Source organism: Geodermatophilus chilensis, from assembly GCF_002802985.1.
Taxonomy (GTDB): Bacteria; Actinomycetota; Actinomycetes; order Mycobacteriales; family Geodermatophilaceae; genus Geodermatophilus; species Geodermatophilus chilensis.
This window is the reverse complement of record NZ_NVPT01000285.1, coordinates 1-3,338: the sequence shown is the minus strand read 5'-3', so window position 1 is coordinate 3,338 and position 3,338 is coordinate 1. Positions and strand designations below refer to the sequence as shown.

The 3,338-nt window shown below is 80.2% G+C and carries 3 protein-coding genes; all 3 read right to left on the bottom strand.

What is annotated here, in order from left to right:
- On the bottom strand, positions 1-1,897 hold a 1,897-nt coding region (locus CNO22_RS26295), incomplete at its 3' end, for a hypothetical protein (RefSeq protein ID WP_100502186.1).
- Positions 1,894-3,015: a glycosyltransferase family 4 protein gene (locus CNO22_RS26290; protein WP_100502185.1), complete on the bottom strand. Its 1,122-nt coding sequence runs from the start codon at positions 3,013-3,015 to the stop codon at positions 1,894-1,896. The genes CNO22_RS26290 and CNO22_RS26295, both read right to left, overlap by 4 nt.
- Positions 3,008-3,223 (bottom strand): hypothetical protein, encoded by a 216-nt coding sequence (locus CNO22_RS26285; RefSeq protein ID WP_198588625.1) that lies wholly within the window; start codon positions 3,221-3,223, stop codon positions 3,008-3,010. Before CNO22_RS26285 ends, CNO22_RS26290 begins: the two co-directional genes overlap by 8 nt.
- Between the last annotated feature and the right edge of the window lie 115 nt (positions 3,224-3,338).

Below are 3,338 nucleotides of genomic sequence, written 5' to 3'. Positions count from 1 at the left end.
GCAGCCAGTCGACGACGGCCAGCGTGCCGACCGCCGCCACTGCCAGCGCGAGCACCGCCACCATCCGGGTCACCGTCACGCGGGTGCCCGTCAGCAGCATCGCCAGCAGGAGGAAGCCGGGCAGCGCGGCCAGCACCCCGCCGAAGTCGCGGCCCAGCGCCGGCGACCCGACCACCAGCACGGTGAGCACCCCCGCGCCGAGCACGACGGCGGCGGTGACCGCCCGCGCCCGGCCGGCCGGCGCCCGGCGGGCGGCGGCCGTGGCGAGCCCCGCGGTCAGCAGCAGCGCGCTGACCGCGAGCAGCCCGAAGCCGAGGTTGCCGTAGCCGGTGAACCGTCCGGCGACGATCGCGTCGTAGCCGAGCAGCCCGTCGAGCTCCAGGGTGGACCCGGTCAGCACGTCGCCGACGAGGGTGGCCAGCGTGATGACCAGGACGACGACCGGTGGGCCCAGCCGGTGGCGCCGCCACGGCCCCAGCGCGGCGACCGCGAGGACCGCCAGCGCGGCGAGCAGCACGCTGCCGGCCAGCGCGAGACGGGGCAGACCGGCGCGCTCCCAGGGCAGCAGCCCGGCGAGGTAGCTGGCCACCGGCACCGCGGCGGCGCCGAGGGCGACCGGGCGCACCGCGCGGCGCAGCCGCTCCCCGGCCGGGCGCGGTGCCCGGTCGCGGCGCCGTCCCCCGGCCACGAGCAGGCCCAGGCCGACGACCGCGGCGTCGAGCAGCACCAGTCCGACGAAGAACGTGCCGGTGCTGCGGTAGTGCACCGAGGCGGCGGTGTTGGCCCGCTCGAGCACCCCGATCGCCTCGGCCAGCGGCGGCCGCGCGCCGTCGGACCGCAGCGCCTGGCCGTTCATCGACGCCGGCCGCTCCAGGCCCAGCGCGGCGAGGACGGTGGGCGCGACGTCGATCAGCTGCACGAACGGCGCCCGCCCGGTGCTCGCCGAGGTCAGCCAGCGCGGCTCGGAGAACCCCGGGCCGGAGGCGATGCCGACGTGCAGCTGCGCTCGGCCGTCGTTGACCTCGGAGAGCCCCTGGACCGACAGCAGCGTCTCCCCCGGCGCTGCCGCCACGGCCTCGACCAGCCGGCCGAGCGCGGCGTCGATGCCCGCCAGCGCGGCGGCGCGGGGCCGCGGCTCGGTGCCGGTGTCGCTGCCCTCGAGCGCGGGTTCGCCGGCGTCCACCAGGTCGTCGAGGCCGACCAGCACCAGCGGGCAGCCGCCCAGCAGCTCGCCGGGGTCGGCGGGCAGCTGGTCGCGCTGGTCGACCGCCACGCCGGGGGCCGCGACGGCCAGCGCCGGCGCGCGGCCGACGACGGTGGCGCAGCCGACCGCCGCGCCCAACGCCGCGGGCTCCGCGCCGAAGCGGGCCGTGGCGGGGTCGTCGGCGACCGCGGCCACGGCGGCCTGCGGATCGGCCAGGCCGGCCGCGGCCAGCCGCTCCTGCAGGCCGCAGTGGGACAGCGCGGGGCTGGCCGGCGGCACCGGCGGGGGCTGCTCCTGGGGCACCGGCGCGGTGTCCGACCCGCCCTCCCCGGCCGGCGCCTCGCCGGGCAGCGGCACGGTCGGCAGCCGCACCGGCGGGATCGACTCGTCGGGGGCCGGGAAGCGGGCGCGGTTGCCCGCGCCGAGCGTCGCCCAGCCGTCGAGCACGCAGCTGGTGGCGCGCGCGGCCCGCACCGACACCGCGCCGATCGGCGAGCCCTCGGCCAGCGCCCACAGCGCCGGCGTCGCCTGCGGGTCGACGTCGTTCCACACCAGGCCGGGGACGCCGACGACGACCACGCGGTCGGCGCTCGCCCCCTCGGCCGGCGCGGCGGCCGCCGGAGGGGCGAGGACCAGCACGACCGTCAGCAGGACGGCGAGGACGGCGAGCAGCAGCGCCGCGAGCCGGCTCATCGCGGTGCGCCGAGCAGCTCGCGGTAGAGGGCGACGAGCTGGCGGGCGGTGGCGGCCTCGTCCGGCCAGGTCGCCGTCTGCCGGGTGCCGGCCTCGGCCAGCGACCGGGCGCGCGCCGGGTCGTCGAGCAGCCCGGTGACCGCGTCGGCCAGCGCCGCGGCGTCGCCGACCGGCACCAGGACCGCCCCGTCACCGAGCAGCTCGGGCAGCCCGCCGGTGCGGGTGGCGACCAGCGGGGTGCCGGCGCGCAGCGCCTCCTGCGCGGTCAGCGAGCGGGCCTCCCAGCGCGAGGGCAGGACGGCGAGGTCGGCGGCGGCCAGCAGGTCGGCGACGTCGCTGCGCCGGCCGAGCAGCACCACCGGCAGCCGCTCGGCGGCGATGCGGGCGGCCAGCTCGCCGTGCAGCGGGCCGTCGCCGGCGACGGCGACCAGCGGCGGTCGCGGACCGGCGGCCCACCGGGCGGCGGCGTCGAGCAGGACGTCGTAGCCCTTCTGCGGGTGCAGCCGGCCCACGGCGACCACCAGGGGCCGGCCGTCGACGAGCCCGAGCTCGGCGCGCACCTCGGCGGCGGGCCGGGCCGGGGCCGGCAGCGGCGGGGCGGAGACGGGGGCGACCCGCACGTCGCGGGCCCCCTGCCGCCAGGCGTTCTCGGCCAGGTCGCCGGAGGCGGCGAGGACCACGTCGGCGCCGCGGATCGTGGCCCGCTCGGCCAGCCGCAGCACCCGGCGCAGCGCACCGCCGCCCTCGGGCAGGGCGTTGTGCAGGGTGAGCACCAGCGGCCGGCCGCCGCGCCGGCGGGCGGCCGCGGCGACCAGGCCGGCACGCAGCCCGTGGGCGTGCACCAGGTCGGCGTCGGCGGTGGCCCGGCGCAGCGCGGCGACGGCGCGGGCGTCGGCGACGGGTGAGAGCCCCGCGGAGATCCCGACCGGTGCGAAGGCCGCGCCCGCCACGGTGAAGCCGAACAGCCGCTCGGTGGCCGCGGGCCCGCACACCCGCACGTGCGCGCCGGCCGCGGCCAGGGCGGGCAGCACCGCGCGCACGTGCGTGCCCACCCCGCCGGTGCTGGTGGCCAGGACCTCGGCCACCCGGCGGCCCTGCAGCGGGAGCCGCTCAGCCACCGTGCACCTCCTGGCGATCGCTCCGACGCAGTCCGCGCACCGCCGCCAGCAGCGGACGCCGCGCGACCCCCATCATGACCGCCGCGGCGACGGCCAGGGCGGCCGCCGCGGCGAGCACCCCGGCGCCGACGGTCGCGACCAGGCGGCCCTGCGGCACCGGGTCGGCGCCCAGCGCGCCGGCGACGGCGAGCCTGGCCGCGATACACATCGGACGCTGTCGACGGCGCGTTAGGTGCAGAGCTCGGGGGGCGCGGTAGCAGGGAGACACACAGGCGGGACATACTCACAGGCACCTCGTGCGCAGCACGTAAGCAGCGAGTCTC

Bases quoted from the DNA above. Each gene is read 5' to 3' on its own strand.
- CNO22_RS26285 (WP_198588625.1), bottom strand. From the start codon at position 3,223: ATGTGTATCGCGGCCAGGCTCGCCGTCGCCGGCGCGCTGGGCGCCGAC.